At 70.3% G+C, this 20,556-nt stretch carries 17 protein-coding genes and 1 tRNA gene; 4 read left to right on the plus strand and 14 right to left on the minus strand.

The genetic code is table 11. From position 1 onward, the window contains the following. The 7 genes from TR48_RS35100 to TR48_RS35130 form a co-directional block, all read right to left on the minus strand. Window positions 1–251: Rho termination factor N-terminal domain-containing protein (locus TR48_RS35100; RefSeq protein ID WP_042374634.1), on the minus strand; the 251-nt coding region annotated here is incomplete at its 3' end. Window positions 252–681: 430 nt separating this feature from the next. Next, complete coding sequence (thrB, locus tag TR48_RS35105; RefSeq protein ID WP_042374635.1) at window positions 682–1,635, minus strand: homoserine kinase; 954 nt, start codon at window positions 1,633–1,635, stop codon at window positions 682–684. A gap of 304 nt (window positions 1,636–1,939) precedes the next feature. Next, the gene (gene thrC, locus TR48_RS35110; protein ID WP_042374636.1) at window positions 1,940–3,016 is read right to left on the minus strand and encodes a threonine synthase; all 1,077 of its coding nucleotides are present in this window, start codon (window positions 3,014–3,016) and stop codon (window positions 1,940–1,942) included. A gap of 6 nt (window positions 3,017–3,022) precedes the next feature. Next, a complete protein-coding gene (locus TR48_RS35115; RefSeq protein WP_042374637.1) occupies window positions 3,023–4,318 on the minus strand; it encodes a homoserine dehydrogenase in 1,296 nt (431 codons plus the stop codon). A 188-nt stretch (window positions 4,319–4,506) separates the two neighbouring features. Continuing rightward, window positions 4,507–5,904 carry a diaminopimelate decarboxylase gene (gene lysA / locus TR48_RS35120; RefSeq protein WP_042374638.1) on the minus strand — a complete coding sequence of 466 codons (1,398 nt, stop codon included), beginning with the start codon at window positions 5,902–5,904 and terminating at the stop codon, window positions 4,507–4,509. A 73-nt stretch (window positions 5,905–5,977) separates the two neighbouring features. Then, a complete protein-coding gene (gene argS, locus TR48_RS35125) occupies window positions 5,978–7,639 on the minus strand; it encodes an arginine--tRNA ligase (RefSeq protein ID WP_042374639.1) in 1,662 nt (553 codons plus the stop codon). Window positions 7,640–7,737: 98 nt separating this feature from the next. Beyond that, window positions 7,738–8,169, minus strand: a complete 432-nt coding sequence (locus tag TR48_RS35130) for a response regulator (protein WP_042374640.1) — start codon at window positions 8,167–8,169, stop codon at window positions 7,738–7,740. 142 nt (window positions 8,170–8,311) lie between these two features. On the opposite strand from TR48_RS35130, the gene TR48_RS35135 reads away from it, so the two are divergent. Continuing rightward, a tRNA-Arg gene (locus tag TR48_RS35135) sits at window positions 8,312–8,386 on the plus strand. A gap of 76 nt (window positions 8,387–8,462) precedes the next feature. Here the strand turns inward: TR48_RS35135 and TR48_RS35140 are convergent. The 3 genes from TR48_RS35140 to TR48_RS35150 are packed head-to-tail and all read right to left on the minus strand — an operon-like array spanning window position 8,463 to window position 11,121. Then, complete coding sequence (locus TR48_RS35140; protein ID WP_084730026.1) at window positions 8,463–9,647, minus strand: tyrosine-type recombinase/integrase; 1,185 nt, start codon at window positions 9,645–9,647, stop codon at window positions 8,463–8,465. Then, window positions 9,647–9,868, minus strand: coding sequence for an excisionase family DNA-binding protein (locus tag TR48_RS35145; protein WP_042374641.1), 222 nt, complete (start codon window positions 9,866–9,868; stop codon window positions 9,647–9,649). Before TR48_RS35145 ends, TR48_RS35140 begins: the two co-directional genes overlap by 1 nt. Beyond that, window positions 9,853–11,121, minus strand: a complete 1,269-nt coding sequence (locus tag TR48_RS35150) for a replication initiator (RefSeq protein WP_152628352.1) — start codon at window positions 11,119–11,121, stop codon at window positions 9,853–9,855. The genes TR48_RS35145 and TR48_RS35150 overlap by 16 nt, the downstream gene beginning before the upstream one ends. A gap of 466 nt (window positions 11,122–11,587) precedes the next feature. On the opposite strand from TR48_RS35150, the gene TR48_RS35155 reads away from it, so the two are divergent. From TR48_RS35155 to TR48_RS35165, 3 genes are all read left to right on the plus strand, one after another. Beyond that, window positions 11,588–12,055: a hypothetical protein gene (locus TR48_RS35155; RefSeq protein ID WP_152628353.1), complete on the plus strand. Its 468-nt coding sequence runs from the start codon at window positions 11,588–11,590 to the stop codon at window positions 12,053–12,055. A gap of 284 nt (window positions 12,056–12,339) precedes the next feature. Continuing rightward, window positions 12,340–12,609: a ribosomal protein L7/L12 gene (locus tag TR48_RS43910; RefSeq protein WP_042374643.1), complete on the plus strand. Its 270-nt coding sequence runs from the start codon at window positions 12,340–12,342 to the stop codon at window positions 12,607–12,609. Window positions 12,610–12,749: 140 nt separating this feature from the next. Next, entirely contained in the window at window positions 12,750–13,355 is a 606-nt protein-coding gene (locus TR48_RS35165) for a Uma2 family endonuclease (RefSeq protein ID WP_042374644.1), read from the plus strand. Between the two features lie 17 nt (window positions 13,356–13,372). On the opposite strand, the gene TR48_RS35170 is transcribed toward TR48_RS35165, so the two are convergent. The 4 genes from TR48_RS35170 to TR48_RS35185 all read right to left on the minus strand — a co-directional run. After that, entirely contained in the window at window positions 13,373–16,522 is a 3,150-nt protein-coding gene (locus TR48_RS35170; RefSeq protein WP_042374645.1) for a DEAD/DEAH box helicase, read from the minus strand. 718 nt (window positions 16,523–17,240) lie between these two features. Continuing rightward, entirely contained in the window at window positions 17,241–17,846 is a 606-nt protein-coding gene (locus TR48_RS35175; RefSeq protein ID WP_042374646.1) for a prepilin peptidase, read from the minus strand. Between the two features lie 93 nt (window positions 17,847–17,939). Next, window positions 17,940–19,688 (minus strand): mucoidy inhibitor MuiA family protein, encoded by a 1,749-nt coding sequence (locus TR48_RS35180; RefSeq protein ID WP_042374647.1) that lies wholly within the window; start codon window positions 19,686–19,688, stop codon window positions 17,940–17,942. Beyond that, the coding region (locus TR48_RS35185) for a DUF4139 domain-containing protein (protein WP_042374648.1) at window positions 19,685–20,556 on the minus strand (872 nt) is incomplete at its 5' end. The genes TR48_RS35185 and TR48_RS35180, both read right to left, overlap by 4 nt.

Consider the following 20,556-nt stretch of genomic DNA (forward strand, 5'->3'; position numbering starts at 1 on the left):
GCCGGCGGCTGCGTCGAGGCGGCGAGCAGCGGGTCTCCGCCGCTCTTCTCCTTGATGGCCTCGATCAGCTGGCTCTTGCGCATCCGGCCGGTGCCGCTGATGCCGAGGCCGGAGGCGAGCTGCTGCAGCTCGGCGAGCACCATGCTGTTCAGCCCGGTGCCCGTGGTCCGACGGCGCTTCGGCGCGGGAGCCGTGGCGTCCGACGCCTCGGCGTCCGGACGCGCGCCCATCAGATCGGTGGTGTCGCTCACGAAGGGTCCTTCCCTGGAGCGGACGTCGGCCTTTCTGGCTCGGCGACCGGTCGTGCTGTCCGCCCTGCGCTCTTCGGCAGGACGTGGCTGCGTGGTGAAACGTTGGAAACCCGTGCGGCCGTGCGATGTGTCAATGGCGCTGCGCACGAACGCGTCCGGGCCCCCTGCGCGTGGCGGCTACGGCTCGAAGGCGGTCTTCGCCGACACGGCGTCGGGATGCGGTCACAGTGGCGCAGGCAGGCTGCGTACGCGATGTGGCGGGCTCCCGGAGAATTGCTGTCCCAGAGGTGGGGACGCTGTGCACCGGGCGGCACTGGGCGCCTGGTGCAGACACGAGATTAACACTACTGGACCCAACAAACATTCCCCCACTCTGCGAGTGTCAATCGTGTTCCCACTTTCCCCGGGGATTCGCCCTTCCCTTCTCCCGTTATTGCTGGGTCAAGGGCAGGATCGCGGCTCCCTCGGTGTCCAGCGCCAGACGGTGCGCGGCCCAGCCCTCCCCGGCGAAGGAAAGCACCTTGTCCGCGGTGCTCTCGTCGGTCAGGGCCAGCACCGTGGGTCCGGCGCCGGAGATGACGGCGGCGATTCCCTCCGCCCGCAGCCCCGCGACCAGCGCGGCACTCTGCGGCATCGCCGGGGTGCGGTAGTCCTGGTGCAGGCGGTCCTCGGTGGCCGGCGGCAGCAGCTCGGGGCGGCGGCTGATCGCCTCGACGAACAGCGCGGCGCGCGCCACGTTCGCCGCGGCGTCCGCGTGCGGTACGGTCGCGGGCAGCAGGCCTCGCGCGACCTCGGTCAGCACCGGATCGGCCGGAATGAACACGACCGGTACGACGTCGCGGTGCGGTGCGACGGTGACGGCATGCGCACCCGCGCCCGCGGCGTGGACGGCGGCGTCGCCGTCGAAGGAGTCCGTCCAGGCGATGGTGAAGCCGCCGAGCAGACAGGCGGCGACGTTGTCGGGGTGCCCCTCCAGCTCGGAGGCGAGGGCGAGCGTCGCGGCCTGGTCCAGCGCCTCGGTCCCGCCGACGGTCACCGCACGCGCGGCCATGATGCCCGCGCAGATGGCGGCGGAGGAGGAGCCGAGGCCTCTGCCGTGCGGAATCCGGTTGGCGCAGACGACTTCCAGCCCACGCGGCTGACCGCCGAGCCGGTCGAAGGCGGCGCGCATCGAGCGCACCACCAGGTGCCGCTCGTCGCGGGCGAGGGTGTCCGCGCCCTCCCCCGCGATGTCCACGTGCAGGCCCGCGTCGGCGACGCGCACGACGATGTCGTCGTAGAGCCCGAGGGCGAGCCCGAAGGTGTCGAACCCCGGCCCGAGATTGGCACTGGTCGCGGGCACCCGCACCCGTACGGCGGCGGCGCGGAAGGCGGGACCTGCCATTGCGTGGACTCTCTCCTGTGTCTGCACCCATCAAGGAACGTGCGCTTGGGGTATGACGCCAGCCTAGCGAAAAGGGGCTGTTCAGCGGTACACCCCCGCACGGGGGTGTCGCGCGGGGGACGTCGCCCCATCCAGGGGCGCGAGGCGGTGCCGACCTGCGGGGCTCCGCTCCCGCAGGTCGTCGCACTCACCTCAGGGGCGCGAGGACCTGCGCGACCAGCCACCCACGCAGGCGGAGCCCCGGACGCGCGGGGCCGTCCGCATGCGGGTGGTCGGCCGCGCGGTTCCTCGCACCCCCAATGGCTTACGCCAGACCGAGGCGTTCAGCGGCGGCCGTGGCGTCGATCGGGACGGGGCTGGGCTGGGGGGCGCCCATGACCGCCCAGTCGGGGTCCTTGAGGCCGTTGCCGGTGACCGTGCAGACGATCCGCTGGCCCGGGTCGATCAGGCCCCGCTCGTGCGCCTGGAGCAGGCCCGCGACCGACGCGGCCGAGGCCGGCTCCACAAAGACGCCCTCGCGCGATGCCAACAGCCGGTACGCGGACAGGATCTGCCGGTCCGTCACCTTGTCGATGAGGCCGCCCGACTCCTCACGGGCCGCGATCGCGTACTCCCACGAGGCGGGGTTGCCGATCCGGATCGCGGTCGCGATCGTCTGCGGGCTGAGCACCGGCGCGCCGTCGACGATGGGCGCGGAGCCCGACGCCTGGAAGCCGAACATCCGCGGCGTCCGCGTCGCCAGGCCGTCCTTCGCGTACTCCTTGTACCCCTTCCAGTAAGCGGTGATGTTGCCCGCGTTGCCGACCGGGAGGACGTGGATGTCGGGGGCGTCGCCCAGCGCGTCGACGATCTCGAAGGCCGCCGTCTTCTGACCCTCGATGCGGACCGGGTTGACGGAGTTCACCAGCGCCACGGGGTACTTGTCGGACAGGTCCCGCGCCAGCGTCAGGCAGTCGTCGAAGTTGCCGTCCACCTGGAGGATCTTCGCGCCGTGCACCAGCGCCTGGCCCATCTTGCCCAGCGCGATCTTGCCCTGCGGCACCAGCACCGCGCAGACCATCCCCGCACGGACCGCGTACGCCGCGGCCGACGCGGAGGTGTTGCCGGTGGACGCGCAGATGACCGCCTGCGCGCCCGCCTCCTTGGCCTTGGAGATGGCCATCGTCATGCCGCGGTCCTTGAAGGACCCGGTGGGGTTCGCGCCCTCGACCTTCAGGTAGACGTCGCAGCCCGTCCGCTCGGAGAGCAGCTGCGCGGGCACGAGGGGCGTGCCGCCCTCGAGCAGGGTCACCACGGGCGTGGATGCGGTGACCGGGAGCCGGTCGCGGTACTCCTCGATGAGGCCGCGCCACTGGTGGGTGTGCTGGAGGGTGGTGCTCATAGTGGGTTACTCCCCTTCGACACGCATGATGCTGGCCACGCCACGGACGTGGTCAAGGGTGCGCAGTTCGGCGACGGTGGCGGACAGCGCGGCGTCGGTGGCGCGGTGCGTCACGACGACGAGCGAGGCGTCGCCGTCCCGGCCCTGCTGGCGGACGGTGTCGATGGACACTCCGTGCTCGGCGAAGACCGTGGCGACCTGGGCGAGGACACCTGCCTTGTCGGCGACGTCCAGACTGACGTGGTAGCGGGTGACCACGTCGTCCATGGGGTTGACGGTGAGCTGAGCGTACGCGCTCTCGCCCGGCCCCGTCCCACCGGCCACCCTGTTGCGGCCGACCGCGACCAGATCGCCCAGCACCGCGGACGCGGTCGGCGCGCCGCCGGCGCCCGGACCGTAGAACATCAGCTGGCCGGCGGCCTCCGCCTCGACGAACACGGCGTTGTAGGCGCCGCGCACGGAGGCGAGGGGGTGACTGAGCGGGATCATGGCCGGGTGGACGCGGGCGGTCACGGACTCCTCGCCGTTCTCGTCCTTGGCGCGCTCGCAGATGGCGAGCAGCTTGACCACGCAGCCCATGGCCTTGGCCGAGGCGATGTCCGCGGCCGTCACCTCGGTGATGCCCTCGCGGAAGACGTCGGCGGCGACCACGCGGGTGTGGAAGGCGATCCCGGCCAGGATCGCGGCCTTGGCGGCGGCGTCGAAACCCTCGACGTCGGCGGTCGGGTCGGCCTCGGCGTAGCCGAGCGCGGTGGCCTCCTCCAGCGCCTCGGAGTACCCCGCGCCGGTGGTGTCCATCTTGTCGAGGATGAAGTTGGTCGTGCCGTTGACGATGCCGAGCACGCGGGTGACCTTGTCCCCGGCCAGGGACTCGCGCAGCGGACGGATCAGCGGGATCGCACCGGCCACGGCGGCCTCGTAGTACAGGTCGGCGCCCGCCTTGGTCGCGGCGGCGTGCAGCGCGGCGCCGTCGACCGCGAGCAGGGCCTTGTTGGCCGAGACGACGGACTTGCCGTTCTCGAATGCCGAGAGGATCAGCGAACGGGCCGGCTCGATACCGCCGACGACCTCCACCACGACGTCGATGTCGTCTCGCCTGACGAGACCCTCGGCATCGGTGGTGATCAGGTGCTCCGGCACGCCGGGGCGCGGGCGTCCGGCCCTGCGCACGGCCACGCCGGCGAGCTCGACGGGCGCGCCGATGCGCGCCTCCAGGTCGGCGGCGTGCGTCGTCATGATGCGTGCCACCTCGGAGCCAACTACTCCACAACCGAGGAGCGCCACCTTGAGCGTACGCATCATCCGACTCCGTCCTGCTTGTCTCGCTGCCGAAAAGGCAGCCCGATGTTGGCTTCGTACCTGCCTGTGGTCCCAAGTCTCCGCGACTCGGCTGCCGAATCTGCGGCCGTTCCACGGATTGAGACGTAAATTCCGCTCACCGATACCGGCTCACCGGAAATCCTGCTGCGCGCCGTTCGCTCGTCGTTCGCTCATCCCACGTCGAGCCGGAGCAGGTCCTCCTCCGTCTCGCGGCGGACGATGACCCGCGCCTGGCCGTCGCGGACGGCGACGACCGGCGGGCGCAGCGCGTGGTTGTAGTTGCTGGCCATCGAGCGGCAGTAGGCGCCCGTCGCGGGCACCGCGAGCAGGTCCCCCGGCGCCACGTCGGCGGGGAGGAACGCGTCACGGACGACGATGTCGCCGGACTCGCAGTGCTTGCCGACGACGCGGCTCAGCATCGGCTCGGCCGTCGAGACGCGCGAGACGAGGGCGACGCTGTAGTCGGCGTCGTACAGGGCGGTGCGGATGTTGTCCGACATGCCGCCGTCGACGCTGACGTAGGTGCGCAGGCCCTGCAGCGGCTTGACCGTGCCGACCTCGTAGAGCGTGAACGCCGTCGGCCCGACGATCGCCCGGCCCGGCTCGACCGAGAGCCGCGGCACCGCCAGCCCCTCGGCCGCGCACTCGCGCCGCACGATCTGCGTCAGCGCGGTCGCGATCTCGTGCGGCTCACGCGGGTCGTCCTCGCTGGTGTAGGCGATGCCGAGGCCGCCGCCGAGGTCGATCTCGGCCAGCTCGACGCCGTGCTCCGCCTTGATCTGCGCCAGCAGGCCGACGACGCGGCGCGCCGCCACCTCGAAGCCGGCCATGTCGAAGATCTGCGAGCCGATGTGCGAGTGGATGCCGGCCAGCTCGACGCCGTCCAGCATGAGCGCCCGCCGCACCGCCTCGGCGGCGTCGCCGCCGGTGAGGGAGAAGCCGAACTTCTGGTCCTCGTGGGCGGTGGCGATGAACTCGTGGGTGTGCGCCTCGACCCCGACGGTGACCCGCAGCAGGATCTTCTGCCGCACGCCCTGGTCATGGGCGGTCCAGGAGAGCCGGGCCAGCTCCTCGAAGGAGTCCACCACGACGTGCCCTACGCCGGACTTCACGGCGTACTCCAGCTCGGCGCGGGTCTTGTTGTTGCCGTGGAAGGCGATCCGCTCGGCCGGCATCCCGGCGGACAGCGCGACCGTCAACTCGCCGCCGCTGCACACGTCGACGCTCAGGCCCTCCTCGTGCAGCCAGCGCACGACCGCGCGGCACAGAAAGGCCTTGCCCGCGTAGTAGACGTCCGCGTCCAGGTGCGAGAAGGCGTCCTGCCAGGCGCGGCAGCGGGCGCGGAAGTCGTCCTCGTCGAGGATGTAGGCGGGGGTGCCGAACCGCTCCGCGAGCGTCAGCACGTCCACGCCGCCGACGCTCACGACGCCGTTCGCCGGACCGCGCTCGACCGTCGCCGACCAGACCTTGGGATCGAGCACGTTCAGGTCGGCGGGCGGGGCGGCGTAGTGGCCCTCGGGCAGTACGTCGCCGTGACGGGGGCCGGCAGGGTGGGCGGAGCGGCTCATCTGTCGTCGTCTTCCTCTTCGACGTGCTTGCACGAGGGGCCCGAAGCCTTCCGGCTTCGGGCCCCTGCTTCTGCTACATCCGTTCGGGCGCGGAGACGCCCAGCAGACCGAGGCCGTTGGCGACCACCGTCCGCGTCGCTTCGGCCAGCCAGAGCCGGGCGCGGGTCAGGTCGGTGACCTCCTCGTCGCCGCGCGGCAGGATCCGGCAGTTGTCGTAGAAGCGGTGGTAGTCGCGGGCCAGCTCCTCCAGGTAGCGGGCGACGCGGTGCGCCTCACGCAGCTCACCGGCGGTGGCCAGCACGCCCGGGAACTCGCCGAGGCGGCCCAGCAGTTGGTTCTCCCACTCGGTCGAGAGCAGCTCCGGCTTGAAGTCCTCGTCGGCGCCCTTCTCGATGCCCATCTCGGCCGCGTTGCGGGCGACGGAGGACATGCGGGCGTGCGCGTACTGGACGTAGAAGACCGGGTTCTCGTTGGTCTGGCTGGTCAGCACGTCGATGTCGAGCGTGAGCGTGGAGTCGGTGGGGACGCGGGCGAGCGAGTAGCGCGCCGCGTCGACGCCGATCCAGTCGACGACGTCGTCGATGGTGATGATGTTGCCGGCGCGCTTGGACATGCGAACCTCTTCGCCGTCCTTGAGCATCTTCACGAACTGCCCGATCAGCACCTCGATGTTGTGCGACGGGTCGTCACCCGCGCACGCCACGATGGCCTTGAGGCGGCCGACGTAGCCGTGGTGGTCGGCGCCGAGCATGTAGACGTTGACGTCGTTGCCGCGGTCGCGCTTGTTCAGGTAGTACGCGGCGTCCGAGGCGAAGTAGGTGGTGTCGCCGTCGGCCTTGATCAGGACGCGGTCCTTGTCGTCGCCGAAGTCGGTCGTGCGCAGCCAGACGGCGCCGTCCTGGTCGTAGACGTGGCCCTGCTCGCGCAGCCGCTCGACGGCCTTCTCGACGGCGCCGGAATCGTGCAGCGACTTCTCGGAGAACCAGACGTCGAAGTGGACGCCGAACTCCTCCATGGAGCGCTGGATCTCGGCGACCATCAGGCGCAGGCCCTCGGCGCGGAACTTCTCCAGCTGGGTCTCTTCGTCCAGCTCCAGGATCCCGGGGTTCTGCTTGACGATCTCCGCGGCGATGTCGTTGATGTACTCGCCGACGTAGCCGTCCTCCGGGACCGGCCTGCCGTTCGCGGCGGCCTGGAGCGACTTGCCGAACTTGGAGATCTGCACGCCGGCGTCGTTGATGTAGTACTCGGTCGTCACGTCGGCGCCGCAGGCACGCAGGATGCGCGCGAGCGAGTCGCCGACGGCGGCCCAGCGGACGCCGCCGATGTGGATCGGGCCGGTCGGGTTGGCGGAGACGAACTCCAGGTTGATCTTCTGGCCGGTGAAGGCGTCGCCGTGACCGTACCGGTCGCCGGCGGTCACGATGGTCCGGGCGAGCTCACCCTGCGTCGCGGCGTCGAGGGTGATGTTGAGGAAGCCCGGCCCCGCGATGTCGATCTTCGCGATCCCGGGCAGCTCTCGCAGTCGCGCGGCGACCAGCTCGGCCACCTGTCGCGGCGGCTTGCCGGCGGCCTTGGCCAGCTGGAGCGCGACGTTGACGGCGTAGTCGCCGTGGTCGCGGTTCTTGGGACGCTCGACGTTCACCGTCTCGGGGACGGCGACGGTCAGCTCGCCCGCCTCGACGGCGGCGCTGACTGCGGCCTGGACTGCCTGGGAGAGCTCTGCGGGTGTCACGGGCCAAGCCTAGGCGAGAGCGGCCCCAACCCTGGCATCCGTTCTGCCGTCCGAGACGGGCGCCCCCGCCTGCTCCGACCCGCGGGACGCGCCGCGGCTCACTGCGTTCGCCGTGGGCGAACGCTCTCCGCGCGGCCGTCCGACCCGCGCACCACCCTCCCGGCGGCGAGCCGGGAGACCAGCGCCACCAGGTCCATGGGCTCGAACGGCTTCGCCAGATACCCGTCGACCCCGACGGACTCCCCACGCTCCAGATCCAGCTGCGTACAGGCGCTCACGATGGCTATCGGCAGATGGCTCGTCCGCGGATCGGCCCGCAACTGCGCCGCCGTCCGCAACCCGTCCAGCCGGGGCATCACCACATCCAGCGTGACCACATCCGGCGCCACGGCCTGCACGACATCCAGACACTCGGCGCCATCGGCGGCGGTCACCACCTCAAAGCCCTCGAGCTCCAGGTTCACCCTGATCAGCTGACGGATCACCGCGCTGTCATCGACAACGAGCACCCGCCCCGACTCGCCTGACACATCACTGAGGGTATGCGGAGGAACCACCCTCCGTCCCCGTTTTGCCGACTTCCGCCGCAACGAGTGAGGAGACCTTCCCAGAAAGCCTGTGCACGAGCAGGGGGCCGGGACTGGTAGTGTTCTCCACGTCGCAAGACAGTGCGCCCCCGTAGCTCAGGGGATAGAGCACCGCCCTCCGGAGGCGGGTGCGTAGGTTCGAATCCTACCGGGGGCACCAGCAAGACCGAATGCCAAAGGCCCAGGCCAGCGAGGGTGACTCGCCAGCCCGGGCCTCCTGCGTTTCTGAGGCCAAATCAGCCCCGCGCCACTTCCGCGCCAGATTCCTCGGCCGGGGTGCCCTTCTGACCCGGCTTCCGCCGCTTCGGCGCGAGCGCCTTACGAATCTCCCTGTCGATGCCGTCAGCGATCACGCGATCCCGTTCGGCCCGCATGTGCTGGTAGCGCAGAGCGGCATCCATGGTCGAGTGCCCCATGCGGTGCATGAGCTCCCGAGTGCTCGCACCCGCGTCGGCCGCCATGGCGTTGCCGAAGTGGCGCAGGTCGTGGAATCGGACCCGGCGGATCTTCGAGGCGGTCAGCGCGGCCGTCCACAGGTGGTGGAAATTGCTCCGCCGCAGCAGGCCCCCGCGCGGCCCGGCGAAGACCCGACCGTCCGGACCATTCTCCGAGAACCAGTGAAGATGCGCCTCCACCTCAGCAGCCAGCGCCTCAGGGAAAGCCACGGGGCGGACGCCAGCGGCGCTCTTGGGCAGCTTGATCTCCAGGGCACCCGTCGCGAGCTCCGATTGGGCTTGCCGAATGCGGATGACGCGCTTCTCCAGGTCGATGTCGGAGCGGCGGAGCGCAGCGAGCTCCCCGAACCGGAGGCTGGCGAAGGCCGCCAGGAGGACGAGCATCCTGTATCGAGGCTGGATGGCACCCGCCACGGCGTAGACCTCAGCGATCGTCAGCACGGGCCGTTCCGGCGAGTTCTCGTCTCCCCCGCCCTTGATCCGGCAGGGGTTCCGCTGGATCAGCCCGTCGTCCAGGGCGGTGTTCAGGATGGCTCGGAGCACGCGGTATGCCTTGGCCACCGTCGCCTCCCCGACGCCCGCGTCGATCAGCCCGGTACGCCAGGCCCGGACCTTGGCCGGGGTCAGCTCCGCCAGCATCCGCGCCCCGAGCTGCGGCCGGATGTGCAGGCGAATGACGCCCTCGTACCGCTCGCGGGTACGCGCCGACAGGTCCCGATCCTTGAGCCAGTGGTCCGCGAACTCCTCCAGGGGCACCTTCCCGGCGTCCGGATCGGTCCAGTGGCCTCGCGACATGTCCGCTTCGATCTGAGTCAGCGCGATCTCGGCGTCCCGCTTGGTCCGGTACGTCTCCTCGCCGTTGCGGTAGAGGTTGGTCTCCGGGTCGCGGTAGCGGATCTGCCAACGGCCCGACCGGAGTTGGCGGACCGCCCCGAAGCGCCGGCGGGAGCCCTTGGTGTTCGCCATCAGGCAGCCACCGCCCCGAGCCGACGCCCGCGGGCGAGAGGCCGCACCGTGTTGGCCTCGATGTAGGCCGTCACGACGCTCTCCCGGATGCGGACAAGGCGTCCCACGTGGACGAACTCGATCCGGCGTTCCTCGATCAACCGGCGCACGAAGCGCTCCTTGCTGCTCTCCCAGGTGCCGAGCCTCTCGGCCACCTCACGTACGGTCAGCAGGCGGTCCACGCCTGGTCCTCCTCTCGGTCTCGGAGCGTTGCGAGCTCCTCTCTGGCGGTGATGCGGTTCTCGTGGATCTCTCGGGCGACCCCGGCGGCGAGCAGGGATTCGCCCGGTGTGAGTCCGGACCCGGCGAAGCTCCAGTGCGCGAGCACGAGGGTTTCCTCGTCGGGCAGGTCGTCCAGGTCGGGCAGTCCTCCGGCGAGCAGCCGTTCGCGCAGTTCCTCGCGGGCTTGGGCGGCGCGGAAGTCGGTACGGGCCTGCCGCAGTGTGCCGAGGGTGGTCGAGTAGGTCGGGGACTTGGACGAGAAGTGCCCCCGGAAGCCGAGCATGTGAGACCAGTGCGCGAGCAACATCTCCGGATAGGCCCCGTCCAGGTCCCAGCACGTCTCGATCAGGCGGCGGGTGTGCGCGGGCACGTCGTAGCGCTCCAGCTCTCCACGGTCGATCAGACGGCGGTCCACGCTCTCGGTGCTCTCAGCGGCCTTGGTGGCGTACTTAGCCACGTAGGAGGCAACGGCCTGTTCGGTGATCTCCGAGTCGTCGCCGAAGGCCCGAATGGGACGCACGTCGATCTGCTCACCCCACCGAAGCACCCGACCCGGCTGATCCCCGGACGGACCCAGCGGCACCGAGGCGTCCCGAGCCGCATCGTGGATCGCGCGATCGAGCAGCGCGACCGTGGCCCACGCGGGCGGCGGGCTGTCGGCGCCATCCGGTCCGTCGATGCGAATCACTGCATGGAAGTGCACCGCACCCCGGCGCTGGTACTCGGCCACCTTGCCGAAGCTGACGCGGGCCACGCTCTCGAAGTCCCGACGGGTGAGCCCGGCGGCCTTCGCCAGCTTGCGGCGGAGGTAGATCGCGAACCGCTTCCACAGGGCAGGAGCGTTGTTGTTCCACAGCACCGCGTGCGCGTAGTCGTACCGCTCCGGATCGAGTGGCGTGCCGAGGATCGGATCACCAGTCAGGTGGGCGGTGCCGCAGCGGCAGGCCCCGGAGTCGGGCCGGTTGTGGACCGGGCCGAACGACGGCGCGGTGAGCGTGGCGAAGACGCGCGGGTGATCGCGGACCGTGGAGGGGACGCCCTTGGACTCGTCGCCGATCAGCCCGGCACGGATCAGGTGGTAGGTGTCGGCGGCGTAGGTCCGCGAGCAGGCCGGACAGCGCGAGGCCCGGCGGTTGCCGCACGCGACCTTGATCCGGCCGTCCGGCTCGGAGCTGGTGGCGTAGCTGTGTAAGACCTGGATCAAGAAGACCACGCCGCGCACAGCGCGGCGCGGCCCGCCCAGCCGCTCGGGCGCGCTCCTGTCTTCGCCCCGCGCCGCCCGGCGGCCGGCGGCCCGCCGCACAACAACGAGCCTCCTCAGAGCGAACCCAACCGGGCGGAGGGTGCTCCCCGACGAGATCTATCAGCCGTCACGCCCAAGACGCCTCCGGCGGGGGCGCTCCGGCTCCGGGATGGCCTCGGTCCGCCTGCGGGTGTCGGTCCGTCGTGGCTGGCCTTGGAGCTCCCATCCCGCCAGCCGTCGACCCAGGCAAAGCCGAGCAGACCTGGCCTCTGGGGTCCAGATCGTTCGTACAGTGGCGCGCTCCATCTGGACCCCAGAGGCCAGGCCCGCTCCACGAACGTGTGGGTCGACGGCAGACGGGATAGCAGCAGGAACCGTCGGGGTTCCGAACGGCGTCAAGGTGCGGAAGCGGATTTGCCGACAGGGAGCCAACGAGATGCGGTGGGCAGGACGATCCGAACCGCGCTCGGCGGCGGGAGTCTGGCTGATCACGACGCTAAAGCGAGATTGGGACAAGGCAGCGGAACAGCGCGAAGCTCTCAGCGGAGCCCCGCTGGCCGACCTAGCTGTGCTGCGCCTGGTCTTCGAGTCGCTGACCCTCCGCGCATTCAATGGGGCCCCTGCCTCCGACGTGCACGCGTTCGCTACCCGCCTGCTGGATCTCCCTGAGTCACCGGCCTTGGATCAGCTCCAGGTGACCGCCGCCATCCGCGCGGCCATCGGTACGCGCGAAGTGAGGTATCACGGCTTCGAAGCAGATCAGATCGCTCTCATCTGGGTGATCGTGGCCCATCAGCTTGTCCAGGAGCTTCGCGTGTCACCCGCTGAACTTCGGAAGGTAGTCCGCCTGGCCGAGGAAGTAGCCGAACAAAGGTTCGACATCACGTTGACGCCAGCCAGCTAGCTCAGCCCGCGCCAGTTTCGCGCCAGATGGAGCAGCGAAGTGCGGGCAGTCACGGGGAAGAGCGGCATCACCCTGGCACACCGCCTGGTGACGCATTTGCGCAGGTCGGTAGGATGATCTCCTTCGCACCCTCCGGAGGCGGGTGCGAAGGTTCGAATCCTACCGGGGGCACCAGTACGACTGAATGCCAAGGCCCAGGCTGGCGAGATCTCTCGCGGCGCTGGGCCTTCAGCGTTTCTGAAGTCGAATCAGCCCGCTCGCGCCAAGCCAGGACGAGGCGCTGCATGCCCGAGCACGTCTTGCTGATCTGCGATGAGATCCCCCACGACGTCGTGCTGCTCGATCTTGGGCCGCGTCCTCTGGAAGTGATCAAGGTACTCCGGATGATCTTCGACGGTGGCCTTTGGCGAGCCCGGCAGACGGTCAAGCAGTCGCCGCCGGTGCTCCTGGCAGAACGCATCGCTCCGGAAGCGGGGAGGAAGTGGGCCGAGGCCCTGCGCGCAGCGGGCGCCGAGATCGACGTGCGGGCGTCGAGCACTGGCCCTACGAGCTGACCGACGTGCCGGTACGGGCGATCCCGCGCCTGAGGCCCGGTCAACGACCTCGCAGCTGGTTCACACGTTGGTGCGATCACCGCCGAATGCCCATCGGTACGCTGGACACAACGGCGAGACTCCGTCCCATGGGAGCACCGATGAGTGTCCTACCCGAGGCCTCCGAGCCCAGCTGGCCCATCCCGCCCGAGGGCGGCTGGACCGCCGACGACCTCGACCGGCTTCCCAATCTGCCTCCGCATACGGAGCTGATCGACGGGAGCCTCGTTTTCGTGAGTCCGCAGACCGTTTTCCACGTCCGGGCCATCGACTTCTTCAAGCAGGGGCTGGAAGCTGCGGCTCCCCCGGACCTGGAAGTGATCCGGGAGATCACCATCGACATCGACTGGCAGAACCGGCCGGAGCCGGACGTCGTGGTCGTGGCAGGCGACGCGATCGTTGATCCGGAACAAACCCGCTTTCCCGCCTCGTCGGTCAAGCTGGCGATCGAGGTCGTCTCACCGGAGTCCACCTCCCGGGATCGGGAGACCAAGCCCGTGAAGTACGCCAGGGCCGGCATCCCCCACTACTGGCGCGTGGAGAACGACAAGGGTCGCCCCGTGGTCTACGTCTTCGAGTTGGAGCCCGCAACCCGCGTCTACGCCCCGACCGGCATCTTCCACGACCGTCTGAAGGCCTCCGTGCCGTTCCCGGTCGACCTCGACCTCACCGCGATCACGCTCCGCCGGAGTACCCGGGGAGCGTGATGCGGCATCAGCGCGGCTCAGCCCACCCCGGTGACGGCCGAGTAGAGCTCGATATCGGCCGGAATCGGGGTTCGAACCTGCCAGACCACAGCCATCGGCTTACTGCCTTCGTGCGACTTGTAGTCCACCGGCCCCAGCAGAGTCCAAGGCTGCGGGCCACCGGAGTCGGTGCTCTTGAAGCGGCGGACAAACAGCAGCACATGGCTGCCGCGCTTTCCGTGATCGCGGTAGCGCATGCCCGCGCCGGATGTCGGTGAGGTGTTGTTCTGCGACTCCCAGTGGAAGAGCGTCGGGCTGAGTGCGTAGTCGTGATAGCGCGTTGTTGGGCTGAAGTCCTTCTCGTCCTTGGTGAGGGTGACCATGAGCGCGTCGGTGTTGGTGGCCGGACACCACTTCACGCCCTCACGGAAATTTCCGGGAAGGAAGCCGCCGAGCTCGGCGGCCCGCAGCGCGGGAAGGATTTCCTCGCGCGAATAATCGGCGTGGAGCGCGAGCGGCAGCTCGCCGTGGGTGCCGAGAAGCGGGCTGGTGGGGCGGCGCGTGTGGTCCAGGTTCCACGCCAGCAACTGGCGCACCTCGCTGCGGAAGGCAGTCTGCTCGCGCAGAGTGTCAAGTCCCGACTGGTAGTCGGCGAAGCCGCCGCCGGTGGGCCACAGTGAGAAGAACAGCATGTGTGCGAAGCCGCGTTGCTGCTCGGTCAGCTCCGCGTAGCGCGGGGCATCGTCAGACAGAAGCTGTGTATACGCGTGCACACGCAACGTGTCAGCGGCGTACAGGAAGGCAGGCACCCGCTTGAGCAGCGCGTCCTCCCCGGCCGGGGGCTCTCCGTCCAGCAAGCCAGCGCGGCGCAGCAGCGCCGTCCAACTGCTGGTGCCGCGGTAAAGATCGGCTGGCTCGCGCCTACTCTCGCGAAGATACTCGACCAGCTCGGGACGTGCGTATTCGCGGACCTCGTTAGCCAGGCCCTTGATGCCGAGCTTGAGCTGAGCCTTGATGTTGTCAAGCACAGTTTCCTTGGACTTACGGTCCAGGATAATCTGGCAGCCCGAGGGCAACTGCGGGAAGTCCTGTTCGACGTGCTCGACAAGCCGGCGTCGCGTGAGATTCGTCAGCGCTCGAAACTGCTCCTCAATGCGGAACTCGGCCCGGTGCTGTCCGACGAAGTCGAGGACGGTCAGCACCGGCTTGTCCTCGGTGCGTCGTAGGCCTCGGCCCAACTGCTGCAGGAAAACCGTCGCACTCTGGGTGGGGCGGAGCAGAAGCAGGGTGTCCACGTCTGGGATGTCCAGGCCCTCGTTGAACAGGTCGACGGAGAAGATCACCTTGAGCTCGCCGCGCCTCAGCTTTCCAAGTGCGTCCTCTCGCTCAGCCTGCGAGACAGTGCCATCCAGCGCCCGAGCGGGGATGTTGGCCCGGCGGAAGTACTCCGCCATGAAGTAGGCGTGGCTGACGGAGACGCAGAAGCCAAGCGCTCGCATCCGGTGGGGATCCACCACCTTGTCCAACAATGCCTTGAGCACCAGTCGAGCCCGCGCTTCGTTGCCGGTGAACAGAGCGTCGAGTTCGCCCGCGTCGTACGCACCCTGGCGCCAGCCGACCGACGAAAGGTCGGTGTTGTCCGCGATGCCGAAGTAGTGGAACGGGCTGAGGAGATCGTTCTCCAAGGCTTCCCACAGGCGCATCTCTGCGGCGATGCGTCCGTCGAAGTACTCCACATGCACGTGGCGACCATCGCTGCGCTCCGGGGTTGCCGTAAGACCGAGCAGCTCCATCGGCCGGAAATGCTCGATGATCCGGCGATAGGTAGGCGCAGTGCTGTGGTGGAACTCGTCGATGACGATGACGTCGAAGTGGTCCGGTGCCAGCTCTTCAAGCCTTTTGCTGCTGAGCGATTGAACGCTGGCGAAGACATGCCTCCAGTCTTCCGGCACCGCACTGCCGACGAGCAGTTCACCGAAGTTGGCATCGATCAGCACGTCCTGGTACGTGCGCAGGGACTGCTTAAGGATCTCCTGCCGGTGTGCGACGAAGAGCAACGAGAGTTGCTCTGGCTTGCGCCCCAGCTTGCGCAGAAGCGCCCGATAGTCCAGGGCCGCCATCACGGTCTTGCCCGTGCCTGTGGCAGCGACCAGCAGATTTCGATGCAGGCCGTGCACCTCGCGCTCAGCGTTCAACTGGTCCAGCATGTCGCGCTGGTGGGGGTAAGGGCGGACCTCAAGACCGGACAGGCTGATGCGGGTCGTTTCCTGGCTGTCGCCACCACGGCCCGAAGCCGAGCGCAGCGCCTCATCAAGGGCGGACGCGTCTTCGTCAGGGTCGTAGCTCTCGAAGGCCGGGTCGCTCCAGTACGAGTCGAAAGTCGCCTCGAACTTCTTCAACACCGTGGGAGTGCTGACCGACGACAGCCGCACGTTCCATTCCACGCCGTCGAGCAGCGCTGCCCGGGAGAGATTGGAGCTGCCGACGTACGCGGTGTCGTATCCGGTCTGGCGCCGGAACAGCCACGCCTTGGCGTGCAGCCTCGTGGATCGCGACTCGTAGTTGATCTTCACCTCCGCGCCGAACTCTCGCACGAGACGGTCAAGCGCATGCCGGTCGGTAGCGCCCATGTAGGTCGTGGTCACCACTCGGATCGGCACTCCACGAGCGGCAGCGAGGCGGAGCGGCTCCTCAAGAACGCGCAGGCCGTACCACTTGACGAACGCGCAGATCAGGTCGACCCGGTCGGCGGTTGCCAGCTCCGCGCGCAGTTCCGCACCGAGGCTCGGGTCCTCCGGGGCGTTGGTGAGCAAAGCTGACTCCGAGAGCGGGGTTGCGGGGCGGACTGCATACACCCCGGGAGCTTCCTTCTGCGCGAGAGCCAGCAACTGCCGCGGACCTTCGACGATGCGCTCGGCGGAGGAGCCCTTTGCTGTCTCCTCCAGGGCACGGAGGAACTGGTTGGCCGCGGAAACCCTCTGCTCCTCCGGCAGCGCAGCCAAGGCCTGAGCAGCGCGACGTCCTAGATATCCGGCGAGCACATGGGGTGCGGACTCGGGCCCGATCGGCGCCTCCACCACCTGCCAGCCCGCGGCGCGCAGCGAGTCCACCTGCTCCTCGAGCGCGTGGGTCACCAGTTGCTCGTACAGTCCGGCGGCCGGCTGCAGGCCACTGACGGGATTGCCCACTACGGCTCCTGATCATCGCTGGATTTCTTGTCTGACGAGAGAACTCGACGCTGGACCGGTTCACTCCGAAGGTGACGTACTCCAAGAGCCGTCCCGGTGCAGCCGGATAGTCGACATTGAGTGCAAAGGGCAAGCCAGGCCACCGCTCCGCCAGCTCCTCCAATGCCAGCGGCGCACCCAGGTGCAGGGCCAGCCCCGGCTGGTCGCGCGCATCGCGGACAGACTGTTCGCCGCGGCAGGAACGGGGCGGAATCCAACATCGTCGTACTCGGCCACGCCGATCAAGATGGCGCGGGAGCGGGCGTAGTCGATGCCCTCCTGCCATTCAGGCACTGAGGTCCTCGCACGTGAACGCAGGCACCTGGGTAACCCTGCCGCCGAGACCGCGTTGAGCCGCCAGCCACTGGCCTAACTCGGCCAACTGTGCCCCGCTGTCATCCGTGACGACCCGAACTTCCGCGTCCATGCTCTCCCGCGCCTGGTCTCTGGCCGCGCCAACACCGGTCGGCCACGGAGGCATCCTGCCAAGAAGCAGCCAGAAACGGGGAGCACTTGAACGCTATCGCGCGTTCCGGCCGAGGATCGGGTCCGCGAGGCAGGACGTGGATGTCGCGGACCTCCAGGCCGGCCAGCGCCACCGCCGCACTTCGACCATGGTGAGGGTGCATGACGCGTGTTGCGCCCGCCATGCGTCACTCCAGGCTCCGCTGCCGACGGGTCAGAGCAGCAGGGCCAGCAGCGCTCCGGACATCATGAACGGCCCGAAGGGGATCTGGGTGCGGCGGGAGGCGCGGCGGGTCAGGAGGAGGGCGACAGCCCAGAGCGCGGCGAGGAGGGAGGCGTAGACGGTGCCGACCAGCAGGGTGCGCCAGCCGGTGTAGCCGAGGACGAGGCCGACGGCGGCAGCGGCCTTGACGTCGCCGAGGCCGGCGCCGCCGAAGAAGGCGAGGGCGTAGTAGCCGGCCGTCAGGGCGAGGCCGGCGAGGAGGGCGCGGAGGAGGGCCAGGCCGTCGCCGGGGAGGGCGAGGAGGGCGAGGAGGATGGGGTAGGCCGGGAAGGTCAGCGCGTCAGGGAGACGGCGGAGGCGGAGGTCCAGGGCGGTGAGGGCGGACGCGAGGAGGGCGAAGGCCGCGTGCGCCGGGAGGAGCAAGGTGAATCCGCCGCGCGCCGCGAGGGCGGCGGCCGCGGCCAGCGCGGCGAGGGCGACGGGCAGCGCGTCGCGGCGCAGCGCGGCGCGGGTCTCGGCGTCGGCGGCAGGGAAGACCCTCAGCGCACGGGGACGCGCCTCTCCGGCGACGGCGGGTTCGGACGGCGTCTGGGGCATGGGCGCTCCGGTCACCGAGAAGGACGGTGGTCTGGTCGAACGGGTTCATCCTGGCGCACCGGATGAACGGGTGTGTCCGCTTCCGGGGAAATGTCAGTCCGGCAGGGTGACCCCGCGACCGGCGACGATGTCGTAGCGGAGCAGCAGCGCGCGACGTTCTTCCGGGGCGAGGGTGAGCTCCCAGCGGACGACGCCGTCCGCGTCGACGGCGTCGGGCGTCGGGACGGTGCGCTCCTTGGCGACGCGGATCTCCACGCCCGAGACCTCCGAGACCGGGATGCGCTCGCGGATCACCACGCGGACCGGGCCCGCGCCCGGCGGGGCGAAGCGGGAGAGGGTGACGCCGACCTCGCGGCCGCGCACCGAGCGGCCGCTGAGCGCTCCGGTCTCGCGGGTCTCGGTGACCGAGCGGGCCGCGCGGAAGGTGTCCTCGCTGCCGAAGCCGATCTCGGCCGTCGCGCCCGGCGCGGTGAACCGCAGCTCGGCGCGACCGACGAAGCCGCCGCGCCGGACCAGGTCGACCGGGCCGGACAGCAGCGGCTCGGCCGACGCGTGGCGGAAGCGGACCGTGCGCACCACCACCGGCGCCAACTCCGGTGCGCAGCTGAGCTCGACGGACGCGGTGGCGGTGGCGCCGCCCAGGGTGACGCGATGGGCGCGCCCGTCGCTCGGGACGGAGAGCGGCTGCGGGACGGTCAGACTCCTCGCCTCGCCGCCGTCGTCGACGCCGGGAAGGACGGACGAGAGGGCGGTCGGCGGCGCCGGCTGCTCCGCGAGGTCGGCCGGGCCGATGTCGGGGATCTCGACCTCGCGCAGATCCACCTCGACCGTGCGGCGCTCCTCGCCGCTGCGCTCGCGCAGCGTGATCACGTCCGGGACGAGGTACGGCGGTTCGGCCGCGCGGGCGGGCCTCGCGGTGGAGAGGGTGACCCGGACGTCGTGCCAGGGCTCGCCGGTGCGCTGCCAGACGAAGGCGTCGCGTTCCAGCAGCAGACGCGGCTGCTCCGGGCCGTCCTCCTCCAGGGTCGCGCGGTAGGCGGGCCGCCACAGGGCGCAGGGGGTGAGGTGCCGGATCTCCAGCCGCACGTCCTCCCCGGACGCCGACGCCGGCGCCGGGACCGATCCCGGGACCGACGCCGGTGCCGACACCGGGACCGACACCGGGACCGGCACCGGCACCGGCACCGCAGGGAGCTCGACCGACGCCTCGATGTGGGCGCTGAGCACCATCGGGCGTGACTCGGCCTCCTCCCACGCCTGTTGGGCCCGGATCAGCTGCTCCTTGAGGCGGCCCCGGCGGAAACGGGCGTCGCGCAGGGCCTCCGCGTGCTCCTCGTGGGCCGCCTCGGCGCGGTCCAAGTCCTGGGCCCAGGACCGTGGTTGGGCCTCACCCGAGCCGACGCCCTCGGCGATCGCGCGGTGCAGATCGCCGAGCAGCTGCTCCAGCACGGCGACGCGGCCGACGAGTCGGTCGACCTCCAGGTCGGCGCGGCGCAGCCGCTCGGAGAGGTCGTGCACCTGCCGCTCGGTCGCGGAGGCGTCCTCCCCCGGGCCCCCGGTGACGGCCGCCGGCGGTTGCGGGGTCCACCGGCGCACGACCCGCAGGTCCAGCACGCGCCCGCCCGGCACGCCGACGAGCTCGCCACGGAGCGAGTGGTCCACGACGAGCGGGGTGACCGGGCCCAGCCGCAGCCGGTGCACGCCGGCCGGGAGCGCGCCCAGGCGGTGGCTGCGGGTGAGCTCGGCGCGGTCCTCCAGCAGCGTCGCCGCCGTGACCGGCAGCGGCAGCAGATCGGGCGGTTGGGCCGACAGCAGGTCAGGCCGCGCGTCGTCGTGGCTCATGCGTCCCTCCTGTTCCCGCCGACGACGGCCTTTCCGGCCGGAAGGCGGAGCTGGTGACCTGCCGTCAGCGTCGTGCTGCCGCCCGCCTCGACCACGACCCGCCAGCGGCGCAGACCGCGCCGCCGCTGCTCGTCCTCGTCGGGCGGGACGACCGTCCACGGCGGGGTCGCGGGCGCGTCCTCGATCCGCACGTCCTTGTCGTCGCTGACCGGGACGCGTTCGAGCACCTCCAGCGAGACGTCGCGGCCGAGCCGGTTGGCGACCTCGATCTCGACGGTCTGCGTCACGGCCGTCGCGGCTCCGCGCAGGCCGGAGGAGGTCGACTCGCTGGTCCGGACGCGCCGCGCGACGCGGACGCCCTCCTCGACGCCGATCCCGATGCGGCGGGACTGGCCCGGCGCCAGCGCGGGCATGGCCACCGTCGCGGTGTACTCGCCGTCGACCAGGATGTCCGCGGGCCCGGCGAGCAGTGCATGCGAGCTGGTGTTTGCGAGCTCGACCGCCGCGTAGACGGCCGGGTCGAGGGCCGGGACGCACAGGTGCCACGGCGTCAGCCCGACCGGGAAGTCGTCGACGGTCACGCTGTGCCAGCGTCCGTCGGCCGGGACGTCCACGGGCGCGGCGGCGTCGAAGCGGTAGGCGAAGGAGCCGGGCGTGTGCCGTACGGGCACGGCGTGCGGGGGCAGCGGGAGCCCCGCGACCGCGCCTGCACGGCGGCGGTACTCCCCCTCCAGCGCCGGCTGCCGGTCCGCGTCCTCGGGCGCGAGCCGCCCGCGCGCGGCGGGGACGGCGTCGGGCCCGCCGAGGATGAGACCGGCGTAGTCCTGGAGCGCCGGGTCCGGCGCGGGCTGAGCGGCCGGCGAAGGCC

Origin of the sequence: Streptacidiphilus neutrinimicus, from assembly GCF_000787815.1 — a bacterium.
GTDB classification, from domain to species: domain Bacteria; phylum Actinomycetota; class Actinomycetes; order Streptomycetales; family Streptomycetaceae; genus Streptacidiphilus; species Streptacidiphilus neutrinimicus.

Bases quoted from the DNA above. Each gene is read 5' to 3' on its own strand.
- thrB (WP_042374635.1), bottom strand. From the start codon at position 1,635: ATGGCAGGTCCCGCCTTCCGCGCCGCCGCCGTACGGGTGCGGGTGCCC.
- thrC (WP_042374636.1), bottom strand. From the start codon at position 3,016: ATGAGCACCACCCTCCAGCACACCCACCAGTGGCGCGGCCTCATCGAG.
- TR48_RS35115 (WP_042374637.1), bottom strand. From the start codon at position 4,318: ATGATGCGTACGCTCAAGGTGGCGCTCCTCGGTTGTGGAGTAGTTGGC.
- lysA (WP_042374638.1), bottom strand. From the start codon at position 5,904: ATGAGCCGCTCCGCCCACCCTGCCGGCCCCCGTCACGGCGACGTACTG.
- TR48_RS35140 (WP_084730026.1), bottom strand. From the start codon at position 9,647: ATGGCGAACACCAAGGGCTCCCGCCGGCGCTTCGGGGCGGTCCGCCAA.
- TR48_RS35155 (WP_152628353.1), top strand. From the start codon at position 11,588: ATGCGGTGGGCAGGACGATCCGAACCGCGCTCGGCGGCGGGAGTCTGG.
- TR48_RS43910 (WP_042374643.1), top strand. From the start codon at position 12,340: ATGCCCGAGCACGTCTTGCTGATCTGCGATGAGATCCCCCACGACGTC.
- TR48_RS35165 (WP_042374644.1), top strand. From the start codon at position 12,750: ATGAGTGTCCTACCCGAGGCCTCCGAGCCCAGCTGGCCCATCCCGCCC.
- TR48_RS35175 (WP_042374646.1), bottom strand. From the start codon at position 17,846: ATGCCCCAGACGCCGTCCGAACCCGCCGTCGCCGGAGAGGCGCGTCCC.
- TR48_RS35180 (WP_042374647.1), bottom strand. From the start codon at position 19,688: ATGAGCCACGACGACGCGCGGCCTGACCTGCTGTCGGCCCAACCGCCC.